General features: G+C 57.4%; 21 protein-coding genes and 1 tRNA gene. 9 read left to right on the forward strand and 13 right to left on the reverse strand.

Going from position 1 to position 20,655, the window contains the following annotated elements; all coding sequences use genetic code 11:
• Positions 1-272: 272 nt before the first annotated feature.
• The gene (locus M017_RS0123565) at positions 273-1,484 is read left to right on the forward strand and encodes an outer membrane protein assembly factor BamB family protein (RefSeq protein WP_162180030.1); all 1,212 of its coding nucleotides are present in this window, start codon (positions 273-275) and stop codon (positions 1,482-1,484) included.
• A gap of 61 nt (positions 1,485-1,545) precedes the next feature.
• Here the strand turns inward: M017_RS0123565 and M017_RS0123570 are convergent, their stop codons facing one another.
• Genes M017_RS0123570 through dacB form a run of 4 tightly spaced genes read right to left on the reverse strand, consistent with a single transcriptional unit; the run spans position 1,546 to position 4,661 of the window.
• A complete protein-coding gene (locus M017_RS0123570; protein WP_031500688.1) occupies positions 1,546-2,334 on the reverse strand; it encodes a hypothetical protein in 789 nt (262 codons plus the stop codon).
• A 46-nt stretch (positions 2,335-2,380) separates the two neighbouring features.
• Entirely contained in the window at positions 2,381-3,016 is a 636-nt protein-coding gene (locus M017_RS0123575) for an ATP-dependent Clp protease proteolytic subunit (protein WP_080508203.1), read from the reverse strand.
• Between the two features lie 17 nt (positions 3,017-3,033).
• Entirely contained in the window at positions 3,034-3,267 is a 234-nt protein-coding gene (locus M017_RS28935; RefSeq protein ID WP_031500690.1) for an FmdB family zinc ribbon protein, read from the reverse strand.
• A gap of 5 nt (positions 3,268-3,272) precedes the next feature.
• Complete coding sequence (dacB, locus tag M017_RS0123585) at positions 3,273-4,661, reverse strand: D-alanyl-D-alanine carboxypeptidase/D-alanyl-D-alanine endopeptidase (RefSeq protein WP_031500691.1); 1,389 nt, start codon at positions 4,659-4,661, stop codon at positions 3,273-3,275.
• Between the two features lie 16 nt (positions 4,662-4,677).
• On the opposite strand from dacB, the gene M017_RS0123590 reads away from it, so the two are divergent.
• The 3 genes from M017_RS0123590 (at position 4,678) to M017_RS0123600 (ending at position 8,323) form a co-directional block, all read left to right on the forward strand.
• Positions 4,678-5,313, forward strand: coding sequence for a hypothetical protein (locus tag M017_RS0123590; protein ID WP_031500692.1), 636 nt, complete (start codon positions 4,678-4,680; stop codon positions 5,311-5,313).
• A gap of 73 nt (positions 5,314-5,386) precedes the next feature.
• On the forward strand, positions 5,387-6,373 hold the full coding sequence (locus M017_RS0123595) for a radical SAM protein (protein WP_238326025.1): 987 nt from the start codon (positions 5,387-5,389) through the stop codon (positions 6,371-6,373).
• A gap of 42 nt (positions 6,374-6,415) precedes the next feature.
• Positions 6,416-8,323 (forward strand): hypothetical protein, encoded by a 1,908-nt coding sequence (locus M017_RS0123600; RefSeq protein ID WP_031500694.1) that lies wholly within the window; start codon positions 6,416-6,418, stop codon positions 8,321-8,323.
• Here the strand turns inward: M017_RS0123600 and M017_RS0123605 are convergent.
• The 5 genes from M017_RS0123605 to M017_RS0123630 form a co-directional block, all read right to left on the reverse strand.
• Positions 8,301-8,573, reverse strand: coding sequence for a hypothetical protein (locus M017_RS0123605; RefSeq protein WP_238326026.1), 273 nt, complete (start codon positions 8,571-8,573; stop codon positions 8,301-8,303). The genes M017_RS0123600 and M017_RS0123605 overlap by 23 nt on opposite strands.
• Before the next feature lie 10 nt (positions 8,574-8,583).
• The gene (locus tag M017_RS0123610; RefSeq protein WP_051670789.1) at positions 8,584-9,825 is read right to left on the reverse strand and encodes an alpha/beta hydrolase; all 1,242 of its coding nucleotides are present in this window, start codon (positions 9,823-9,825) and stop codon (positions 8,584-8,586) included.
• A gap of 18 nt (positions 9,826-9,843) precedes the next feature.
• Positions 9,844-10,461, reverse strand: coding sequence for a carboxymuconolactone decarboxylase family protein (locus M017_RS29550; protein WP_155121591.1), 618 nt, complete (start codon positions 10,459-10,461; stop codon positions 9,844-9,846).
• A 58-nt stretch (positions 10,462-10,519) separates the two neighbouring features.
• The gene (locus M017_RS28250; RefSeq protein WP_162180031.1) at positions 10,520-12,565 is read right to left on the reverse strand and encodes a hybrid sensor histidine kinase/response regulator; all 2,046 of its coding nucleotides are present in this window, start codon (positions 12,563-12,565) and stop codon (positions 10,520-10,522) included.
• Positions 12,566-12,640: 75 nt separating this feature from the next.
• The gene (locus tag M017_RS0123630) at positions 12,641-13,975 is read right to left on the reverse strand and encodes a hypothetical protein (protein ID WP_051670791.1); all 1,335 of its coding nucleotides are present in this window, start codon (positions 13,973-13,975) and stop codon (positions 12,641-12,643) included.
• Between the two features lie 78 nt (positions 13,976-14,053).
• Between M017_RS0123630 and M017_RS0123635 the strand changes: the two genes are divergently transcribed.
• Genes M017_RS0123635 through M017_RS0123650 form a run of 4 tightly spaced genes read left to right on the forward strand, consistent with a single transcriptional unit; the run spans position 14,054 to position 17,532 of the window.
• Positions 14,054-14,950: an aldo/keto reductase gene (locus M017_RS0123635; protein ID WP_202901715.1), complete on the forward strand. Its 897-nt coding sequence runs from the start codon at positions 14,054-14,056 to the stop codon at positions 14,948-14,950.
• 34 nt (positions 14,951-14,984) lie between these two features.
• Positions 14,985-15,536 (forward strand): hypothetical protein, encoded by a 552-nt coding sequence (locus M017_RS27085; protein WP_035958803.1) that lies wholly within the window; start codon positions 14,985-14,987, stop codon positions 15,534-15,536.
• 6 nt (positions 15,537-15,542) lie between these two features.
• The gene (locus tag M017_RS0123645) at positions 15,543-16,553 is read left to right on the forward strand and encodes a cytochrome-c peroxidase (RefSeq protein WP_035958804.1); all 1,011 of its coding nucleotides are present in this window, start codon (positions 15,543-15,545) and stop codon (positions 16,551-16,553) included.
• 10 nt (positions 16,554-16,563) lie between these two features.
• On the forward strand, positions 16,564-17,532 hold the full coding sequence (locus tag M017_RS0123650) for a substrate-binding domain-containing protein (RefSeq protein WP_080508124.1): 969 nt from the start codon (positions 16,564-16,566) through the stop codon (positions 17,530-17,532).
• 47 nt (positions 17,533-17,579) lie between these two features.
• Here the strand turns inward: M017_RS0123650 and M017_RS28940 are convergent, their stop codons facing one another.
• Entirely contained in the window at positions 17,580-18,116 is a 537-nt protein-coding gene (locus M017_RS28940) for a 3-keto-disaccharide hydrolase (protein WP_080508125.1), read from the reverse strand.
• 10 nt (positions 18,117-18,126) lie between these two features.
• Positions 18,127-18,203: transfer RNA gene (locus tag M017_RS0123660), tRNA-Arg, on the reverse strand.
• A gap of 145 nt (positions 18,204-18,348) precedes the next feature.
• Between M017_RS0123660 and M017_RS28255 the strand changes: the two genes are divergently transcribed.
• Complete coding sequence (locus M017_RS28255) at positions 18,349-19,413, forward strand: peptidylprolyl isomerase (protein ID WP_080508126.1); 1,065 nt, start codon at positions 18,349-18,351, stop codon at positions 19,411-19,413.
• On the opposite strand, the gene M017_RS0123675 is transcribed toward M017_RS28255, so the two are convergent.
• Both M017_RS0123675 and rpsU read right to left on the reverse strand, forming a co-directional pair.
• Positions 19,414-20,274, reverse strand: a complete 861-nt coding sequence (locus M017_RS0123675) for a hypothetical protein (protein WP_155121592.1) — start codon at positions 20,272-20,274, stop codon at positions 19,414-19,416.
• Between the two features lie 83 nt (positions 20,275-20,357).
• On the reverse strand, positions 20,358-20,555 hold the full coding sequence (rpsU, locus tag M017_RS0123680) for a 30S ribosomal protein S21 (protein WP_031500707.1): 198 nt from the start codon (positions 20,553-20,555) through the stop codon (positions 20,358-20,360).
• Between the last annotated feature and the right edge of the window lie 100 nt (positions 20,556-20,655).

Consider the following 20,655-nt stretch of genomic DNA (forward strand, 5'->3'; position numbering starts at 1 on the left):
GCCTGCTGGGGTTTCAAGCGCGACCGAACAGCAGGCCACTGGCGCTTTTCCGGCTTGCGCGTCATCTGCCCACGATCGGGGCGTCGGCAGACCTTCATTTCTGGATGGCTTGTGCCTGTCCCGATCACAGCCGAAACCTTCAAAGAGCGTCGCTCCGAGATCGCCTGTCCCGTGGCGATCCCGCAGCGCGCATGATCGGACCAATCAGGGACGCAGCCTGCTCCCGGAAGGCAGACCGATTGTGCGATGATGTGCGACAAGGAGCGTGGCGCGTGACTTTGTCGATTCAGGTGTGGTACGCAGTAACGGCTTGCTTGTACTGTTCAGGGTTGGTGTTGGGGCAATCGGCCTCCGCACCCGTTGCGCCGCTTCGGACTGCGCCGACAGAAAAGCTGACCGTGAATGCGGGTTTTCGGGATTGGAGTCCGGCTACAGTGGCCGGCGCAACGATCGTTGCGGGCAACCAGACAAACCACGGCGGTGTCGTGGCCATCGATGACTTGAGCGGCAAGGTGAAGTGGACGTATAAGCCTGTCTTCAAAAGCGGTACGGCATCCGTCGCAACTGCGCCCGCCATCTCTGGCGACATCGTCGTCACGCCGTTTGCCGCAGCCTATCCCGGCGCCGTCACAGGCGTCTCGCTGGCCACAGGGAAGGAAGTGTGGCGTGGTCCAGACCCGGCACAGGGAGCGGCAGTCGCGACTAGCGGAAAGCTGATCTATATTCTCGGCAAGGATGGGCACTTATATTCACTTGAGGCTGCAACTGGTCGCGAGCGGTGGAAGGTCGCTTTCACAACCAACAGTGCCGTTTGCGCCTCCCGGCCGATCGTGAGTGAGGACACCCTCTACCTGACAGGCAGCGCCGCAGCAACACCAGGCGACCCCTCGAAACCCGCCGGCTATTATCTCTTCGCCCTCGACGCAAATACGGGAGTGGAACGCTGGCGTTATCGTGCCGAAGCGCCCTATGTTCACTCGGGAGTCTGCCTCCGCCAGCCAGTGGTTACGGCCGATGCGGTTTTTGCGGCCGGCGAGAACCGTCTTTACGCGGTGAACCGGGCAACCGGGCGCGATCGCTGGAAACCCGTCGAGGTTCAGCGAAAGGTGGATGGAAAGGTCCGGCCCGTCGAAGTGCACGGATTGGTGGATGGCGGTTCCGTATTGATCGGCATGACATCCGAGTTCCTGATCGCGTTCGATAAGACCGCGGGCCAGACCGCATGGGAGCTTGCCGGCGAGTACAATACAACCTCGCCTTCGACAGCCGTCGCCGGCAATATCCTCTACTTCCAGGGAAGCCCGCAGAGTAAACCCGCGGTTGCCCGTCGCGGCACACTGCACGCGCTCGATATCAATACCCGCGCGATTGTGTGGTCTTTTTCGCGGCAGACCGCAGAACCGAACTGGTCTTTCGGCGCCGTGGCGCCCGTAGACGGCGGTTTGTGGGTAGACTCCTACCAAGCGCTCGTCAAGCTGCAGTGATACTGCCAGGCCACGACCGGTCTATTCCGGCCGGAGTTGCGAGCCCTTCGGCCACCACTAGCTAAATCTGATTCCATCGTCCGAAGCCTGGCTTTGCCAGCTCCGGATGCTTCGAGTGGAAGGCCTGACGGCCTTTGAGAGTGGCCTGATAGTAGCTCTCGATCTCGCTTTTGTTGTGGAGCAGCCGGATTGCGCCGCCAGGCTCGAATACCAGAACGGGTTCATCCTGATGTTCGAGATAGCTTTCCTGAGCGCCATGTTGGATCAGGGGTTGGCCCAGATGACGGGTCAGATAGAACTGCACGTCGCGCAGCTCCGGAGAGCGAACATGAGAATTCCCGAGCATTTTCTCGATCACGAAATGATGAACTTGTGGGTTTCGGGCAGAGATCAGCCCATAGAGGTCGTAGTCGCCACACACATAAAGCTTTTGGGTGAGCAGGCCAGACTTGCTGTAATACAGGACGCCATAGTGCCTGTGGTTGCGATCCATCTCAACGGCATAGCTCTTACCCGCCGGCAGATAGACGCGTTTTTCTCCCGCACTAGGAATGTAGATGGCGTTGAGAGATTGTTCCCAGTTCTTGAGGACGCCTCGCATCTCGCGTCCGCCAAAGGCGCCAGGGTGGATGTGGGGATTCACAACCAGCCCGCCTAGAACATAATTCCCCTGATCCTCTTTTGCGGTCTTTGCCTTGACGTCGAGACGTTTGGGGTAATAGCCGGCTTGCTGATAAAAGCGGAAGGCCTTGGGATTTGCCGCACGAACGAGGATGAATACCTGAAAATGGCTCGCGGCTTCGCAAAATACACGCTCGTGTGATGGGTCAATCAGTCCGCTGGCTTTCATCGTTTCCTCTATCAAAACGCGTCGCCAGCGGACCAATCAGATCAATTTATTTGGAGCCGGGGCGCTCGCGAGAAGCAATGATCTTGTCGATGATGCCGTACTCGATCGCCTGGGGCGCCTCGAGGATATAATCGCGCTCGGTGTCCCGGGCGACCTTCTCGATCGGCTGTCCCGTCGCGTCAGCCATGATGTTGTTCATCACTTCCTTCATCCGCAGGATTTCGCGCGCATAGATGTCGATATCCGTCGCCTGCCCACCGAGGTTGTTCATCGAAGGCTGATGGATCATGATGCGCGAATGGGGCAGGGCAAAGCGCTTGCCCTTGGTGCCACAAGCGAGCAGCACAGCAGCCATCGAGGCCGCCTGACCGATGCAGTAAGTGACGATGTTCGGTTCGACGAGGTTCATCGTATCGAGAATCGCCAGACCGGCAGTGATCGAGCCGCCGGGCGAATTGATGTAGATGTTGATGTCCCGGTCCGGGTCTTCACTCGCGAGGAAAAGGATTTGCGCGACGAGGAGATTCGCCACCTGATCGTCAATCGGCGTACCGAGGAAGATGATGTTTTCCTTCAGCAGGCGCGAGTAGATATCGAACGAACGTTCTCCGCGTGTGGTCTGCTCGATCACCATCGGGACGAGAACAGAGTTGTGATATTCGGGGGTATGGCTCTTAGGCATGGGATTCAAGAAACCTTTCAATTACGTCCGCAAAGTCCGGGGGACTGACACATTCCAGCGGGACATCCACCAGCCGCTGCGGGCTGGCGACTTCCACCCTCGGGTACACGCGCTGCAAACGACGAATACTCCTGGGTTAACTGCTGGGAAGTGCACTTCGGACAAGCCAACTCAGTCTGGTCGGCGGGGCGGCGAATCAGTTTTTCAAAACGTGATCCGCAATCTTCGCAAGAGTACTCGTAAATCGGCATAGTTGCTACTGCAATAATGCTAACGCGATTCGATCGATAGCGGCCCTGACCTCTTGGCTAGGCGCGTTGGAGTTGTTGGCGATCACTTGAAATGCGATGGGGCCGTGGCGCTTGGAGTCGGCATAACCAGCGAGTGCAGAGATGTGAGTCAGGCTTCCGGTCTTGGCCTGGATGCGGATGGCCTGGGGCGACCTGTCGAAACGATTGCGCAATGTGCCGTCTTGCGCGCCCACCGGCAGAAGGCTTCGAAACAATTCGAAGTTTTTTTGTTGTGACATGTAGCGCAGCAGTTGCACTACGGCCTTTGGAGTCACCAGCGATAGGCGGGACATTCCGGAGCCGTCCTCGAAGTTTGTATCCTGCTCTGCAATACCGGTCTGCTGGAGGAAGTTCGCCAGCGGCCGCTTCTGCGTGGCAGCCCGTAGCACCAACTCGGCGTGCAGATTCTGGCTCACTTTGTCGACCACCTGCAGCAGTAACGGCAAGGGCGGGGAATCACGACGAGCCAACTCGATGCTCTCCAGCGTTGCGGGAGCAAGGTGACGGACAACGGCTTCTCCGTCTACCCGGATGCCTTCCTCAAGCAGCACCTCGCGAAACGCGGTGGCGGCATAGAGCGCGGGTTCATCGACGGCGAAGTCGTTTGAATACTCTTTTGCTCGGGGTGGGATGTTCCCACTCAAACGCAAGACGCGCGAACCAACGGCCCGGGAGGCAAGCACTTTTCGTGGAAGTGTCTCCACATTGCGGAGTTCGTTCAAGATAGAAAAATACTCGACAGCCGGAGAGAGCTGGGTTGCGCCACTGGTTGCGCGCAGGCCAAAGATGTTGTCGTTGAAGCTGAGTGCCGATACGGGCGCGCCGTACTCGAAGACCCCATCATCGGCAGCCCATCCATTGGGGATCGGATCCAATTTGTACATCGAGTCGTCGCCGACAATCTGGCCGCGGATGAATCGCACTCCACGCTCTCGCAACTGCCGTGCGAGTTCCCGCAAGGGAAGCAGGCGGTCTTCGGCAAACGGATTCTCCTGCTGGTAGGGATGGCGGCGGGAGGAGAGCGATGGATCTCCTCCTCCCTGCAGAATCAGATCTCCCGCAAGCGATCCCTGCGTATCAATCGGGGTGGCGCTGAGCACCCGGGTGGTGAAGCGATGTTCTGTCCCGAGCGTTTCGAGCGCAAAGGCGGTGGAGAACAGCTTCATGTTTGAGGCGGGAACAAAGTACTGGTCGGCGTTCATCGAGACCAGAACACGGCCGGTCTTCAGTTGCACCGCATGAATGCCCCAATGCACACGAGGGTTACGCTTGAGGATGGACTGTACGGCAGACGGCAGTTTCTGCGCATTGGCTAGCACAACTTCGAGGAGTAAGATGAAGAAAATGCGGAACATACGGAGATTTCTTATTGTGACGGCATTTGCTACGGCCTGGGGACAGCCCAGTCAGAAGCAAGTGGTCCCAAGTGGAATTCCAGCGCGGCCTGCGGCGACAGACTACCCGCAGCATGCCGATCTGCGACAGATTCAGATCGCCTCCGAGTACATGGGCCGCAGCTTTGCTGCCGTGTCTCCTGGCAAGAATGTCCGCCAGAAAACGGCGCTCTTTGATGCGGATCGCTTCATCGTTGTGGAAGTGGGCATTTTTGCTCCGAAGGATGCTCCGGCGGAGTTGAATCTCTCTGATTTTCAACTCATCGTCGACCGTCAACGGCTCTCTCCTACGCCCCCCGGCATTGTGGCGGCTAGCTTGCGCAACGCGGCTGCAGACCCCCTGCGCCGCCGTCTCGAATCGACTGGGGGCGTTGGCAATATCGATGTCAATACCGGTAAGCCGGGCCGCGTTCCGGCGCCTGGCAGCGCAAGTAACGATGTGATTCTGCGGGGATGGGATGCGGCTGTTGAGAGTTCGCTTCCTGAAGGAAAGCTGATGGGAACCCGCGCCGGAAATCTCTTCTTTTCCTTCCCAGGCAAGACGGCAAAGGTGAAGTCGATGGTGTTGGAATACAGTGGCGAGAGAGAGCCAATTCAACTCAAGCTTCGCTGAAGTACAATGAGAGATTCGGCCAATGCCTTCATTCACTTTCCGTGTCCAACGGCGACTTGCCGCCTATAGGCGAATGTTGCGGGAGCTCGGCCTAGTTGCCAAGGGTCTCGCCTCGACAGACCATATCGTGCAAGCGCACATCGTGCCGATTCGCCGCTGTAATATCGATTGCGGCTACTGCAATGAGTACGACGATTTTTCAAAGCCAGTCCCTACTGAGGTGATGCTCGAGCGAGTGCGTCATCTGGGGAGGTTGGGCACAACACTCATCACGATCAGTGGTGGCGAACCGTTGCTCCATCCAGACCTGGATGAAATCATTCGTGAGATCAAGAAGACCGGCGCCATTGCCGGCATGATCACGAACGGTTATCTCCTGGTCGAAGACCGCATCAAGCGGCTTAATGCCGCCGGTCTCGACCATCTTCAGATTTCCATCGACAACATCATGCCCGATGAAGTTTCTAAGAAGAGCCTCAAGGTGCTCGACAAGAAACTGCAGTGGCTTGCCCAGTTTGCGATGTTCCATGTCAACATCAACAGCGTTGTCGGTGCCGGTGTCAAGAACCCCGAAGACGCTTACGTGATTGCGCAGCGCGCGCACGAACTCGAACTGAGTTCGACGGTTGGAATCATTCACGACGGCAGTGGGCAATTGCGGCCTCTCGGTGCAGTGGAGCGCGATGTGTTCCATCGCATTCGCAATCTGTCCAAGCGCAGCTACGCCCGTCTCAACAAGTTCCAGGATGCGATCGCCGATGGCCGCCCGAATGACTGGAAGTGCCGCGCCGGTGCTCGCTACATCTATGTTTGCGAAGACGGCCTGGTTCACTATTGCTCGCAGCAGCGTGGCTATCCCGGCGTTCCGATTTCCGAGTACACGTTGACCGATCTGCGCCGTGAGTACAACACGAAAAAGGGCTGCGCGCCGAATTGCACCGTCAGTTGTGTACACCAAACCTCGATGATGGATTCCTGGCGGGACAAGCAGACGCTGGAGCCGTTGGATCTTCCGAAGAAGGAAGCGGCGCTGGTGCAAATACAGGCTTCCGGGAGATAGACGATTCGAGGCGCGGCGATCGCCGCTGGTGCGCTTCTCCTGTTGGGGAATGCGTGGGTTGCCCTTCAGTGGCTCGGCCTCGAATATACCGACGCGCGGCACTCGATTGAGTGGGTTTATCTCACTCTTGCTCGCTACATTGGAGTGCATGGATTCGCGACGATCTATGGCGATGCGGAGTGGTTTCCCTATTGGTACGCTGGGGTGCCGTTTGAGAATACCTATCAGCCGCTGCTCCCCTATTTGGTCGCAATCAGCGCCGTTCTTGCGAAGATCAGCGCGGGCCGGGCCTATCATCTGGTGACTGGCTTTTTCTTTTGCCTGGGGCCTCTGGGCGTCTACCTGCTGGCCCGGCGTCTAACGCGCAGCATCTGGCCCAGCCTTTGCGCTGCCGCGGCATATAGCCTGTTGTCTCCTTGCTCCTGGCTCATGCCGAGCATCACGGCAGACCTCCATGGATACTGGTCCAACCAGCGGCTGCACGTACTCTCTTTCTATGGCGAGGGTCCACATTTGGTATCGCTCGCGCTGTTGCCCTTTGCACTGCTGGCTCTCGATTGGGCGCTTGAAGATTTCGGATGGAGACGGGCGGCGCTGGCTGCCTTGGCTTGTGCGCTGGTTCCGTTGAGCAATCTGATCGGTGGCTTCGCCTTGGGCTGGGGCGTTCTTGCTGTCATGGCTGGCCGCAACTGGCGCGGTGTGCCGCAGGCTTTGGCCATTGGTGCGTGGGCCTATCTGTTGTCGCTGCGATGGCTCCAGCCCGCTCTGCTCGCAGACATCCGGCGCAACGCCCCGCTTGCGGGGGGACACTTCGTGATGGACCGTTGGCATTACCTGGCCTTGCTCGGGCTCATTCTGCTGAGCATTGGCATCGCCTACAAGCTGCGGCAGCGGCCCGCACTGGCGATCGTGGCGGCCTTTGCCTTCCCAATGCTTGTGATCCCGCTGAGCTGGGAGTTTGGCCAGTACTTCTTCCTGCCGCAGCCGCATCGCTACCACCTCGAGATGGATCTCGCTCTTGCATTGCTGCTGGCGGTCGTACTGGGGATGTTGCCCTATCGAAATATCATCGGTGGCGCCGGTCTCGCTGGTCTGCTGGTCTTCGGCGCAATCGAGGGGCGGCAACTGGACCCGTCGATCCGGCCACTGCGCCTCGAGGAGACTTGGGAGCATCGGATCACGAACTGGATGGCGAATCAGGACCCGGAAGCGCGGGTCTACTTCGGCGGATCGCCGCGCTACTTTGCCGGAGTCGAGTACGATCAGCCGCAGTTTGGTGGTGGTTTTGCAAACGGCCCCCGCTTGCCGCTCCACCTTCTGGCGGACTACGGGATCGTGGTTTATAAGGGCGATGGAAAGCTGACCAGTGCCTGGCTGAAGGCCTATGGAGTTGATTACGTTGCAGTGGGTGACGAGCAAAGCGCCAATGCTTATCGCATCTGGTACGATCCCCATCAGTTCGATGCTCTATTGCCGGTGCTGTGGCAAGAGGGCTCTGACAGGATCTTCAAGCTGAATCGCTGGAACGAATCGCTAGCCCATGCCATTCCTGGCGCGGCGCTGGTGGTGCATCCACCAACCAGCTACTTGGATACGGCTGAGCTGTTCCGCTATGTCAATGCGCTCGAAGGCCCGCAATCCAAGGGTGGCGATCTGCGTTGGCTCACCCCGAGCCGGGCGCGCATCGAAGCATCGCCAGGTCCAGAAGATGCGATCAGCATCCAGATCGCCTACGATCCGCGCTGGCATGCCTCTACGAACGGGCAAACGCTCGATCTGTACGAGGATGGGCTCGGACAAATGTGGCTACAAACAACAAAGCCGGGCGCAACGCAGATCGATCTGGAATTCCGCCAATCGAAATTCATTCTCCTGCTTTGCGCCACGGCCTGGATGCTTTGGCTAGGGGCGTTAAACAACTTCGCGATTAGACGAAAGCCGTTGTCTTAACCCCCGAGATTTCAAAAGAGCGCCGGCACTTCTTACATGGCACCTTATCGTCGAGCAGCACCATGTAGCTTTGCGCCTTGGCGAATTTTGCCCGGTCGCGGTCATCCCCGTTTCCGGGCAGTCGATCCCGCTTCTTGCGCAACAACCAGCGCAAATCATAGGTCTCGACAGACCGGCAAAAGGGGCAATTCAGAGACGCAGGTTTGGTGGTCTGCGATTCGGCGTAAAACTGGCGTTCGTCGATGGGCACTGTTTCTATTTTAGTTGCGGTTCAGAGCTTTTACGCGGAAGTAAGGCTTCTCTTTCTCCGCCGGATCCATCACAAACTCTTCGCTGGTCTTTGCCGGGTCATAGCCACGCCAGATCCAGGGCAGGGCAATGGGGATTTCTGCGTGGCCCTGCGCCGTACTGTGTGCGCCCGTGCCGAAGACAAAGCGGAAGTCATACTCGCGCAGCTTCAATGAGTTTGCCATCTGGATATTCTGCAGCGGCCAGGAGCCGTGATTGTTCTCGATGTCTTCGCTGCCGTCGCTCAAGAAAGCGCGGATGTTGCGTTTGGGCATCTTCCGAATCGCGAACGGATAGATGTTGCCGCCATCCAGTTCGCCCGGCTTCCACTGGATACTGGTGTAGCTGCCGATGCGGGAATACACACGAGTGAACTCCTCCGGACGCCACCAAGCCGCATTGAACGCGCAGATGGCTCCAGAACTTTCTCCAGCGATCGCGCGCGAATAGCCGTCCTTGCGCAGATTCCACTTGCTGCTCACCTCGGCGAGAATCTCCTCGAGCAGGTAGTGCGAGTACTTGTCGGTGTAGGTGTCATACAGGATGCTGCGCATTGCCTTGGCGCCAACCTTGCCCGGCGCGATGAAGATGTGAATCGCGGCCGGAATCCGCTTCTGGTGAACCAGGTTGTCGATCTGGATGAGGACGCGGTTGTTCGCTGCACGGTTCGCGTAGTTCTGGCCATCCTGCCAAATCATGACAGGCGCGGGCGTCGCCGCATTGTATTGGGCCGGGACATAGACCCAGTATTCGCTGGCCATGCCTTCATAAATCTTGCTGTTGGATGTGAACTTCTCGCTGAGCTTGCCTTGCGGCACTCCGGCTTGTTCATAGGCTTCGGGTCCAAATGCAATGACATCGAAGCGGCCGCCGAAGCGTTTGCCATCGATCATGTAGTGGTAGGTATGGGAGGTGTAAGGCGCGATCTTTGCCGTGCCGATATAGTAGGCCCCGGCCTTCTTCATGGCGCCGGCGGGTTGATCGTCAACGAAGAGCTGCGGGGGCTTCGCGGCCTTGATTGCGTAGAGCGAATCCGGACCAACCGCTAGACTGGCTTCTCCTTTCTCAAGTTGCTGCGGGGTGAAGCTCGCTTCGAGGTTCTTCTGGAATTCTGGGGATGCCGGCTTGGCGGCCATTTTTAAAACTGCAGCCGGCTCCGGTTTCTGCGCAAACAGGACGAGGGCACTAATGAGGGTAAGAAAGAAGGGTCGCATGATGAGGACCCTTCGATGCTATGGGATGTAGCCCCGCTTGGCAATACGTGTGCCGCTTGATATGGAAGATTCTTCATTCTGCCAGGCAACGCCCGCGGCTCCAACCCAGCGATTGTAGAAGTTCGTCAGAGAACAGACGGTGATGGCGTCGTAAAGCGCTTCATCGCTCCAGCCAGCCTTCCGGAGTTTCCGGATGTCCTTTTCCTCGACGTCCTGTGCCTCGAGATTCACCTGGACAACAAATTCCAGGAGTGCCCATTCCGCATCGGTCAGCTTGGCGTCGCCCTGCAGAACCGCGCCTAAGAAGGCCTGTCCCTTCCCAGACTTAACCCGGCCTTCTGTCTCAAAGAGCAGTGCCGCTGCCTGGGCGTGTGCATCACGGGAGAACTCGCACTTGTTGCCCTCGCTCGTGATGGTTGCGATCAGTTCGCGAAAGGCGGGACTGAGTGGCGACTTGCCACGCATCACCTCTTGCGTGAACTGGCTCAACAGATCAGTCGCCTTGGGCTTGAAGGTCAGCAGGTGAAGAATGCCGGGTACTTCAAGACCGGCGGCGCGCATCGATTTGATGCTGGCGGCGTATGGCCCGCCGGCGTTGGATTCTTTCTCCAAATCGGGAAGGTAGGTGTCCGACATGGTTACAGTGTATGTGACATTGCGTGCGATCGATTCGTGTAAGGTGAATTTTCGGAAATCAGGAAGGGGAGGGCACTTTTACGTCCGCACCCGCCTCAATTTTGGCGAGCAGCGCGAACAGATCGCTCCGGTTCAAGGGCTTGGGCAGATAGGCATCCATTCCCGCGGCAAGACAGCGCTCGGCGTCTCCCTTTAAGGCCAGAGCGGTAAGCGCCACGATCGGGGTGTGCTTGCCACAGGCTTTCTCCCGTGCGCGAACTGCCCGCGTTGCTTCAAGCCCATCCATCTCCGGCATGTGAATATCCATCAAAACCACATCGAAACTACGGTTCTGCAGTGCCTCAAGCGCCTGCAGTCCGTTGGTCACTGTTTCGACTTCATGACCTGCTCTCTGGAGGATGCGATGGAGTAGCGTCCGATTGACATCGTTGTCTTCTGCAACCAGAAGCGATAGCGGTCTCGATGGACTCAGCCTGCTGCCGGTGGGAGTGGGGACTGCGGCTTGCGCTTCGTGCAACTGGATCTCGAACGAGAAGGTACTTCCTTCACCCAATTTCGAATGGACTTCGAGCTTTCCACCCATCATTTTTACGAGCTGTGTGGAGATTGCGAGCCCGAGTCCCGTGCCGCCAAAGCGGCGTGTGGTTGACGAGTCTGCCTGGGTAAAGGCGTCAAAGATCCGATTCTGCTGCTCGACCGGAATGCCAACGCCAGAATCGATGACGGCAATTGCGATCTTCCAGTAGCCGTTCTCTTGCGGTTCCGCCTCGAGCCGGAGCAGAACCTTGCCCATCGCGGTGAACTTGACGGCATTCCCCAATAGATTGACCAACACCTGCTGCAGGCGTCCCGGATCCCCTGCGAGCCAGGCGGGCAGCTTCTCGTCAGCCAGAACCTCAAGATGAAGGCCTTTCTCATGTGCGGCCAGGCTCAGAATCTGCACAGAGCGCTTGGCCACCTCCCGGAGATCGAAAGGAATCGATTCCAACGAGAGCTTTCCGCTCTCGATGCGGCTGAAATCAAGGATGTCGTCGAGAATCTCAAGCAACGCCCGCGCGGAGTGCCGAGCCATCGAGAGATTCTCCCGCTGTTCTCTCGAGAGCTCGGAATCGAGGGTGAGCTCCATCATGCCGAGAATGCCATTCATCGGAGTCCGGATCTCATGGCTCATATTGGCCAGAAACTGGCTACGAGCGCGCGCCGAGAGTTCCGCATTCTTCCGCGCCTGGGACATGCGTTGGAGAAAGAAGATCGCGATGCCCAATACCACCAGGATGGCCCCGGAGAGCACTCTGAGGTGGGTGTTCTTTTCTTGGGTCCGGTTGAGCCAGAGAATGAAGGCCGAGTCTGTTTTGTGCAACAGCTTCCAGTTGGTGGCAATGGTGACGATTTCTCCGGAGTCCCCCATTTCATCAATGGCGGCTCGCAGCCGCTTGGCCTCATTCTCGAATCCAAATCTTGCCCCGATGGAGAAGGTGCGTGCGGTGTCTTCGAGCAAAAGCGAACCCAATTGCATTGATGGACAGGCTTCCGGACGGTTCAGAAGCACGCCGTCGGCAACCCGGTAATCGAGCCAGGCAGCATCCACTTTTCCCTGGCACATGGCAAGAAACGTTTCTTCTGACGTTCCCTGAATTCTGACAGTGGTTGATGCCGGCAATTGGAGTTTCGGGACAAATTGTTTGGAGGGGGAAGTGAGCGCAATGGACCGATTCGCCAAGTCTGCGGCCGATTTGATTTGAAGTTGCTTGGGGAAGAATAGAATCGTTGCGGTGCGCCACCAGGCATCGGTCATGTAGAAGTCGTCCCGGCGCTCCTCATAGACTGTCACGAAGGGCCAGAAATCGGCCTTCTTCTGCGCCAGTGTATCGTCCGGAGACAAGTCCGAATGAATCCATTCGAGGCGATATCCCGCAATTTCTGCCGCGCGATTGATGACATCCACCGCAAAGCCAGCCGGCTGGCCCTTTTCGTCCCAATAATTGAATGGAGGGCTTTGGTTGGACCCCATCCGAAGCACCTTACGGGCGCCGATCGGGCGTCCTGGGAACTGGCACGAGAGGGTGCTCGCACTGAACAGAAGAATGGAGATTACATACTTCAACTGCATTCAAGATCGAGGGAGCCGCTGAGCCAACTTCACGGTTTAATATCGGCCTAAGGTATGAGAAACTTCAGCCTAGCTTACTAAGGTTTTCACCCCAGATTGCAAAATTTCTTGTACATCGGCCCCCACTCTCGATACAGGGCCCGTTTCGTACCCTCCCTGAGCGTATGAGGCGGAGGTGCCGATATACATCGGCCCATAGTCCCCATAGGCGGCAACCGCCACGGCCTCGCTCTTGCGCTCTGCCTGCGCGGCGAGCTGATATTCAATGAAGAGTTCGCCGGGCATGTGTAGGATGGCGGCTCCATTGAGCCGGAGAGCCTGGAGGAGGATGTTTGGGGCCAGGGACTGGCATCGCTGCCACCAGGCCAAGTAGCGTGCCGCACTTGCCAGATCTTTATCTGCCGCTTTGGGGTCTGCCAGGATACGCCGGATGGAAGCTTCGTGAAACTCCTCTCCCTGGCGATGGGGGAGATGTACGGGAGCCACTCGCCATTCGAGCCGCGTATCGTTTTGCTTCTGCTCGCTTGCGAGGGCTGCCTTCATGGCAGCGGACAAACGATCGGCAAGCACTTGACGATTGGCCGGGGCGCCATCATTGTACTTTCCGGCGCCAATATTGCCTGCCGCACCCGTGAAATAGACATGGAAGCCGGGTAAGGATTGCCGTGCAATGCCGACGAAATCCGGATTGACGACTCCTTTGCCGTAGTACGACATCGGGTGCACGGCATAGTAGTGGAGGCTCGCAATGCGCCGCTCGCTCTGATAAAAGCTCACGGTTTTCAGAATGGGATCGATGGTGCCAACCGGGGCATCGCAATAGTCAGACGCGCGGCATGCCGTAAAGCGTTGGAATAGGAATGTCTTCTGATCAGGGGAAAGAATCCGGCGATTCGAGGCGATCCGCTCCACTTCGGCACGGCCTGTGGCCCAGTGCGTGACAGCTTCCGGTTTGGCATTTCGAATCGCAGACGCGACACGATCGATACTCGTGCGGCAAAATGCAGCTGGATTGAGCAGCATCTCGCGCCGGGCAGCGGGAAGGTGGACATAGGCGCTCTCGTCATGGCCGGGCGCGTCATGCTGGTGTACGGTTTGTACGGCCACACGGTCTGGCGAGGTGCGCGCTGCCCGGGCAAGTGTTTTCCGCCACTGCTCATGCGATCCATTGCCAATGCCCAGCCAGTCGACGGCGCAAAGAACAATGGGCTGCTGGCCGGATGGATAGAGGACGATTCCTTTTGCCAGCAGTGGCGCTTCTACGCGCTCTGCGGGTACGACAAGCGAGTAGCAAAGCGGCGAGCCCTTGGGTGGTGTCACATCAGCCTCGAATGTGGCAACCCGCAGACTTGCTTTTGCCGCAAAAGCAGGAGCCGCAAAGAAGAGCTGACGTCTTGTAAACATGCTCTTTATGATAGTCTTCTCACAGGGCCGCGAGCCCAATCCTTATTCTTCCTTTTGGGGGCTAGAAAGGGAGTCGGAATGACTCAGACGAAGATCATGAATTCCGGATGCCACCGCATGCAGCGCCGCCACTTTCTCAAGGCGGGTGCGGCCTTAATGGCCTTGGACCGTTTTCCACATCATCTGTATGCCGGCACGCGCAAGTCTGCGCAAGACCGCATCCTTTTGGGGCCAGCAAAAGTGCCTGTGTCGCGGCTCGCGATGGGCACCGGCACCAACGGGACAGGCGGCAGTTCGAATCAGACGAAGAAACTCGGCTTCCATGGTGTATCGGAGTTGTTCCGTGCGGCAGCGGACCAGGGCGTATTCTTTTGGGATAGCGCAGATCAGTACGGGAGCCATCCCCATCTCAAAGAGGCCCTGAAGACCGTCCCGCGCGAGAAGGTCACCATCATGAGCAAGAGCCGCGCGCTGACGGCGGCAGACATGCGGGCAGACCTCGATCGTTTCCGCCGCGAGATCGGTACGGACTATATCGATATTGTGCTGATGCATTGCATGATCGATGACGATTGGGACCAGCGCTACAAAGGCGCCATGGACGTGCTGAGTGAGGCGAAAGAGAAGGGCTGGATTCGAACGAAGGGAACCAGTTGCCACACGCTCGGCGCATTGAAAACAGCGGCGAAATCGCCCTGGGTCGAGGTGGATCTGGCGCGCTTCAATCCTGCCGGTGTCGCCATGGACGACAAGCCGGAAGTGGTGGCTGGTGTCCTCAAAGAAATGAAAGCGGCCGGGAAGGGAATCATTGGCATGAAGGTTCTGGGCGCTGGCAAGCTGCGGACCAAGGCGGATGAAGCCCTGCAGTGGCATTTAGGGCAGCAATTGACGGATTGCTTCACGATTGGCAGCGAGAGCCGGGCAGAGATGGAAGACTTATTGCGAAAGATTCCCGCTGCATCAACTCGCGGCTAGGAAAGAATATGATGGAGGAGGAGAAAATCAGGTTATGAAAATGCAATGGTTGGGAGTCGCCGTCGGCGCGACCGCTTGTCTCATTGGAACAATGCTTGTGGCGCAGACACCGGCAAAGAAGTCTGGCTCAGGAATCCTGCAACCCCAAATGACGGTGGCTGCCGACGGAGGCACTTATGAAAAGCCGATGGGCAAGCTCGGGGAAGCCGTGACCGCAGGCGAAGTCTGGTCTGCGACGACGATCGGCGCAGCCGTGGACGGCAAGCCGAACCCCGGCGCGAAGCCGATCACGGTGACCGGTGAGATTGTGGACTTTTCGTGCTATCTGCAGATCGGCAAGCATGGCGAAAAGCATCGTGCTTGTGGGCAGAAGTGCTTCAAGAATGGCCAGCCGATTGGCTTGTTGACGAAGAATGGTTCGCTCTACATGCTGATGGAAGAAGAACATGATCTGCGCCGTGATGGTTTAACGGATTTCCGTTCTGCGGCGGTCGATCATACGGCACACATCATGGAAGTCACGGGGACTCTTTGGGCCCACAATGGCATCAATGCGGTGTACGTTCACGGTTTCACGAAAAAGTAAGCAACTATGAGGCTTTCGATTTTTACCCGGCTGGCGCTTCTTGCGCCAGCCGTTCTCATCTTCGCGCAGGACCCGGCACTCGAAGTGCCGCTCGGCCTGCTACCCATTCGTTTTCCGAAAGACAATCCCTACACTCCTGCGAAGCGTGAATTAGGGCGCTTGCTGTACTACGACAAGCGGCTTAGCGCCGATGGCACCGTCTCTTGCGCCACTTGCCATGATCCCAAAGCCGGGTTCACCGACGGGAAGGCTGTGAGCGATGGCATCCGGGGCCAGAAGGGCGGCCGCAGTGCGCCTACTGTATTCAATCGCGCTTATTCGCTGAATCAGTTCTGGGATGGACGGGCCGCTTCGCTCGAAGAGCAGGCTGCCGGTCCAATGGCGAACCCCATCGAAATGGGCAACACGCATGATGTCGTCGTGAGCACACTGCGCGGCATTCCTGGGTACCGCGCCCGCTTCAAAGAGGTTTTCGGTTCAGAAGAGTTTGGTCTCAGCGAAGTGACCAAGGCCATTGCCACCTATGAGCGGATTGTCTTGTCAGGCAACTCTCCCTACGATCGTTATAAGGCTGGCAACAAGAAGGCGATGACTGCCGCCCAGATTCGCGGGATGGACGTCTATTTTACGCAGGCGAAATGCGACCAGTGCCATGAAGGCATCAACCTGACGACCAACGCGTATCACAACCTCGGAGTTGGAATGGACAAAGCCTCGCCAGACGAAGGCCGCTTTGCCGTTACGAAGAATCCCGCGGATTGGGGCGCCTTCAAGACGCCAACTCTCCGTGAGATCGCTCGTACTGCTCCCTATATGCACGACGGTAGCTTGGCAACTCTGGAAGATGTTGTCGAGTATTACGACAAGGGCGGAATCGCCAATAAGAATCTCGATGAACGCATCAAGCCTCTCAAGCTGACGGCTGCGCAAAAGAAAGACCTTGTAGAATTTCTGAAAGCGCTCAGTGGCGAAGGCTGGCAATCGAAGCTAGTGCCTCCGACGGCGTTCCCACAATAAGGATCAAGACATGACATCAAGACGAAACGCAATGAGCGCCCTGGGCCTCGGGGCGGCCGGCCTCCTATGGGAGACCGGCTGTGGTGGCGAAAAGAAGCGCATCATTGGTGTAGTACCCAAGGGGCGGGCTCATTTGTTCTGGCAGAGTGTCCAGGCGGGAGCCATCGCGGCATCGCGCGAGACTGCCGTCGAGATTTCGTGGAATGGTCCTGCTACCGAAACCGATTTCAACGCACAGCTCCAGATTGTGGATTCGATGATCAACCGCCGTGTCGATGCCATCTGTCTGGCGCCGATCGACAAGAAGGCCATGGTCAGCGTTGTAGAGCGGGCCGCAGCGCAGAAGATTCCGGTGATCATCTTTGATTCGCCCATCGATACGGACAAGTTTGTCAGTCAGATCGCGACGGATAACTATGCCGCTGGCGCGATGGCTGCCGACCGCATGGGCGAGATTCTGGGTGGCAAGGGTGAGGTGGTGATTGTCGCCGTACAGCCTGGCGCGGCCTCGACGATGGCCCGCGAATCGGGTTTTGAGGAGACGCTTGCGAAGAAGTTTCCGGGGATTAAGATCCTCGACAAACGCTACGGCATGGCGGACTATGCAAAGAGTCTGGCGGTGACGGAGAATATGCTGACAGCCCACCCGGGAGCGACCGGCCTCTTCGCTTCCAATGAGTCGAGCGCCGCGGGCGCTGCGCAGTGTCTGCGGAGTCGCGGTGGCAAGATCAAGATGGTTGGCTTCGATTCGTCGGCACCGCTGATTGAGGATCTGCGTAAAGGCATCATCGATTCGCTGGTTGTCCAGCAGCCCTTCAAAATGGGTTATGAGAGCGTGATCGCTGCGGTGAATCAATTAGCAGGGAAGCCGGTTGAAAAAATTCAGAACCTGGAACCGAAGCTGGTAACAGCGCAAAACGTCGATACACCGGAAATCAAAGAACTCGTGAATCCGGACCTCAAGAAGTACCTGCCATAGTTTGCTGATGAGCTGGGGGGCGCGTACTTGTGCCCCTCAGCGTATCTCTAGAGGTTGCGGATCTCGATTTTCCGGAAAGAAACCGGCTTGCCAGGGTTGAACTGCAGTCCAATGTGACCGCTCAACGACTTGGAATCCTGGCAGTCGAGAACCTGTTTCCCATTCAACTTCACGAGGATGCGCGGCCCGACGTGCCGGACTTCGAATTGATTCCACTCGTTGTGCTTGATGAACACGGGAGGATTGGGAGCGGCGACGTCGACAATGGCGCCGGTCGCAAATGTGGGACGCTGGTCGAAGATCTGCAGTTCGTAGCCGGTGATGTGCGGCAGGCCTTCTGCTGCACTCCGTAGAAAGACCCCACTATTTCCGTCGGTCGTGGTTTTGAACTCCAGCTTGAGTTCGTAGTCACGATAGGTTTTCTCGCTGCGCAGCCAGGTGTACTGGCCCTGATCGACGGTGATTGCGCCATCGACGACGCGGAAGTTCGCCGTTCCTTCCTTGACCCAACCCTGGAGCGTCTTGCCGTCAAAAAGACTGGTCCACTGCGCGGCGCTGAGGAGAAGGAGGAAGAAGGGAAGCATGAGAAAGAAGTGGTGCGCCCGGCTGGACTCGAACCAGCGACCCTCTGCTTAGAAGGCAGATGCTCTATCCACCTGAGCTACGGGTGCACGTACTGTCTATTATGGCGCGGTCCGTTGGACTTGCCAATATGAATCCGGGCGATGGCAGAGTTTAGTGCTTCTGATAATATATATTCTGTCGTGAATTGCCAGCCAAGGAGCCGGATCTCATGGTTAGGGTTAGGATGAGGGAATGTGGATGCGATTGATGGGGTGGAGTCTGCTTTGTGGAATGGCGATCTTCGCTCAGAACCCGAATGAGGTCGAGGCAGTAGTCGAGACAGAGCTCGGCAGTTTTCGAATCGAATTTGCTCCTGACAAGGCTCCGAAGCATGTCGACTTCTTTCTCGGCCTGGTGCGTAAGGGCTATTACGACGGAAGCGCCTTCCATCGGGTCTTCGCCTATTCGTTGATCCAGGGGGGCGATCCCTTGCTGAAGGACCCCAAGACGCCGAAGGCTCTCTGGGGCTCTGGTGGCTTGAAGCTGCAGAAGAACGAGTTCAGTGATCTGAAGCATGAACGAGGCGTTGTCTCCACCGTCAGCATTCCCAACACTCCCGATAGCGACGGAGCGCAGTTCTTTGTGTGCCTGGCCGCGCAGCCGGCTTTAGATGGCAAGTACTCCGCCTTTGGACGCGTCACAGAAGGCTTCGATGTGGTCGAGAAGATCTCAAGTGTTGCGGCGGAAGAGGGCGGGCTGGTGAAGAAGCCGGTGCGGATTGTGCGGATCCATATCGAGAAAAAGAAGGTGGAGCCTTATCTGACTGCCACGGTGGCGGAGATGAAAAAGACGATTCGGATCGATACGACGCTCGGCCCTTTACGTGTGGCGATGGAGCCGGAATGGGCTCCGGAAACAGTGCGCAACTTCCTCAAGTTGGCTGCGAGCGGTTGGTACGAAGGCACCGCGATCCACCGGATCTCAAAAGGATTTGTAGTGCAGGCTGGTAGTGAAGGCATGCGGCAAGGCAACCAGGCGCATCCGGCGGACCGTTGGGTGCGGTCCTTGAAGGGCGAGTTCTCTGCCCCGGTGTTGCACGAGCGCGGCATCCTTTCGATGGCACGTACTGACGATCCGAATTCAGCGACAACATCTTTCTTTGTGGTGCTGGCACCCTCACCTCATCTCAATAAGAACTACGCTGCTTTCGGCCGCGTGATCGAAGGGCTGGAGACGATTGCAGCCTTCGAAAAAGAAGAGGTCGATGGCGAGACCCCCAAGCGCCGTCTGGAAATCATCAAGATGACAATTGAGTAGCTACATCGAGTTGAAGCCGGTCGCGAGAATCCGCACTTGCTTTTCCGTACCGAATACGACGGGATTGAAGCCTGCGCTAGAGGGGCGAATGACAAAGATTCCGTTTTGGTTGGTTGCCCGGATCTCATGCGCCTGTGAGAATTGCGGCCCGCCTGTGGAACCCTGGCGTCCTGTCGATTGTGCGATATCCGCGTACTTCTTTCCACCCTCCTCGTAGACACGATGGAGCGCAACGATGTGCATGTGATTCGCAAAGGCGGCTACATCGTAGCTATGAATGTCCGCGAGGGATTGGCGTACCCGTTTATTCGGCCACCACTGAATCGAATCGTTCGGCGTACAACGGAGATATCCGGCAGCCATTTGCCAGTTGCCCACGAAACCATTGCAATCCAGCCCGATCAGCACTTTGCCACGTTCCGCCATGTCCTGCATCAGGGTGATCCCTTGCGCCACCAATTTCGGAAAGCTCCGTTGTAGCGCCTGCGGTTTTTCGCGAATCACAAAGTCGAGATAAGAGAGAACGCTCTCCATTTGCGCTGGGGTGCCCTTGCCGGTAAAGACGTTGACAAGGTCGATGCCCGAAATATTGAAAAGAGACCGGAGCTTGGGGGGATGCGCGCCAGAGCCCCAGGTGATGTTCAGGAGTTGGTCCTTCAGCTTCAGTGCTTCGACAGCGCCCCCAAACTGGGCGTTGTTGCAGAGATAGTTGTTCAACTCGAAGGGGATTCCGCTGGGTACACACAGGAGCGTGTCTCCACTGCCACGCATAACCTGAGGAACAAGAAGACGGCGAAAACGGTTGACCATGTCACGCGGACTCAGCCGGGGCGCAGTTTCAGCGATTGGCGGTGGTGGCATTGGAGCTACCTCCTTGATGAAAAGTTTAAGGCCACTCGTCTAGCGACGGTGGCCTTAAATTTGGTTCAAAAATCGATGAGAAACTATTCCATGTCTCCGCGCCGCTTTTTGCGGTTGCGTTTCCGGGCGAGCGCTTGCTTGACGCGCTTCTTCTCGCCGGGCTTGAGGTAGAAGGAATGCTTCTTGATTTCTTTAATGATGTCTTCCTGTTGCACTTTGCGCTTAAAGCGACGCAGTGCCGCTTCCAGGGTCTCACCGTCTTGTAAAAGAATTTCAGCCATTTCTCTTCACCTCCTCTCTTGGCACAATGTTTGCGCCCGTGTTGAGACGGACACAAATCGCTAGTTTAGCATCAATCTCCGCGATTCCGTGAGCCACTTT

Source organism: Bryobacter aggregatus MPL3 (assembly GCF_000702445.1).
Classification (GTDB): domain Bacteria; phylum Acidobacteriota; class Terriglobia; order Bryobacterales; family Bryobacteraceae; genus Bryobacter; species Bryobacter aggregatus.

What these genes read in the sequence shown, in the direction of transcription:
- M017_RS0123570 (WP_031500688.1), bottom strand. Translation starts at nt 2,334, where the DNA reads ATGAAAGCCAGCGGACTGATTGACCCATCACACGAGCGTGTATTTTGC.
- M017_RS0123575 (WP_080508203.1), bottom strand. Translation starts at nt 3,016, where the DNA reads ATGCCTAAGAGCCATACCCCCGAATATCACAACTCTGTTCTCGTCCCG.
- M017_RS28935 (WP_031500690.1), bottom strand. Translation starts at nt 3,267, where the DNA reads ATGCCGATTTACGAGTACTCTTGCGAAGATTGCGGATCACGTTTTGAA.
- dacB (WP_031500691.1), bottom strand. Translation starts at nt 4,661, where the DNA reads ATGTTCCGCATTTTCTTCATCTTACTCCTCGAAGTTGTGCTAGCCAAT.
- M017_RS0123595 (WP_238326025.1), top strand. Translation starts at nt 5,387, where the DNA reads ATGTTGCGGGAGCTCGGCCTAGTTGCCAAGGGTCTCGCCTCGACAGAC.
- M017_RS0123610 (WP_051670789.1), bottom strand. Translation starts at nt 9,825, where the DNA reads ATGCGACCCTTCTTTCTTACCCTCATTAGTGCCCTCGTCCTGTTTGCG.
- M017_RS29550 (WP_155121591.1), bottom strand. Translation starts at nt 10,461, where the DNA reads ATGTCGGACACCTACCTTCCCGATTTGGAGAAAGAATCCAACGCCGGC.
- M017_RS0123630 (WP_051670791.1), bottom strand. Translation starts at nt 13,975, where the DNA reads ATGTTTACAAGACGTCAGCTCTTCTTTGCGGCTCCTGCTTTTGCGGCA.
- M017_RS0123635 (WP_202901715.1), top strand. Translation starts at nt 14,054, where the DNA reads ATGACTCAGACGAAGATCATGAATTCCGGATGCCACCGCATGCAGCGC.
- M017_RS27085 (WP_035958803.1), top strand. Translation starts at nt 14,985, where the DNA reads ATGAAAATGCAATGGTTGGGAGTCGCCGTCGGCGCGACCGCTTGTCTC.
- M017_RS0123645 (WP_035958804.1), top strand. Translation starts at nt 15,543, where the DNA reads ATGAGGCTTTCGATTTTTACCCGGCTGGCGCTTCTTGCGCCAGCCGTT.
- M017_RS0123650 (WP_080508124.1), top strand. Translation starts at nt 16,564, where the DNA reads ATGACATCAAGACGAAACGCAATGAGCGCCCTGGGCCTCGGGGCGGCC.
- M017_RS28940 (WP_080508125.1), bottom strand. Translation starts at nt 18,116, where the DNA reads ATGCTTCCCTTCTTCCTCCTTCTCCTCAGCGCCGCGCAGTGGACCAGT.
- M017_RS28255 (WP_080508126.1), top strand. Translation starts at nt 18,349, where the DNA reads ATGTGGATGCGATTGATGGGGTGGAGTCTGCTTTGTGGAATGGCGATC.
- M017_RS0123675 (WP_155121592.1), bottom strand. Translation starts at nt 20,274, where the DNA reads ATGCCACCACCGCCAATCGCTGAAACTGCGCCCCGGCTGAGTCCGCGT.
- rpsU (WP_031500707.1), bottom strand. Translation starts at nt 20,555, where the DNA reads ATGGCTGAAATTCTTTTACAAGACGGTGAGACCCTGGAAGCGGCACTG.